Origin of the sequence: Psychrobacter sp. W2-37-MNA-CIBAN-0211 (assembly GCF_040309405.1) — a bacterium.
Classification (GTDB): domain Bacteria; phylum Pseudomonadota; class Gammaproteobacteria; order Pseudomonadales; family Moraxellaceae; genus Psychrobacter; species Psychrobacter glaciei.
Genome location: NZ_JBEOOU010000127.1, coordinates 1 through 281, shown reverse-complemented (window position 1 = coordinate 281; position 281 = coordinate 1). Strand labels below are relative to the sequence as shown.

Annotated in this window: 1 protein-coding gene; it reads left to right on the top strand. The window is 44.5% G+C overall.

Annotated features, from left to right (window positions below; genetic code table 11):
* Positions 1 to 14 precede the first annotated feature (14 nt).
* Positions 15 to 281 (top strand): hypothetical protein (locus AAEY72_RS14580; RefSeq protein WP_352311244.1); only part of this gene is annotated, 267 nt, incomplete at its 3' end.

Below are 281 nucleotides of genomic sequence, written 5' to 3'. Positions count from 1 at the left end.
CGTTAAGGATGATCATGAAAAAAACTAACCTTTTACGCAGCGCTTGCGCTATCGCTGTATCACTATCTCTTGCACCTATCGCCTTTGTTACACAAGCTGCTGATGCAGGTGCCGATGCAAAGGTTGAACGAATTGAAGTGACCGGTTCTCGTATCAAACGCACCGATATTGAAGGACCTTCACCAGTACAATCTTTGAATAAAGACGATATTGCTAACATGGGTTTTGACAACCTACAACAATTGCTAGAGCGGATGCCTGCAAACGGTTCTGGTGCATTC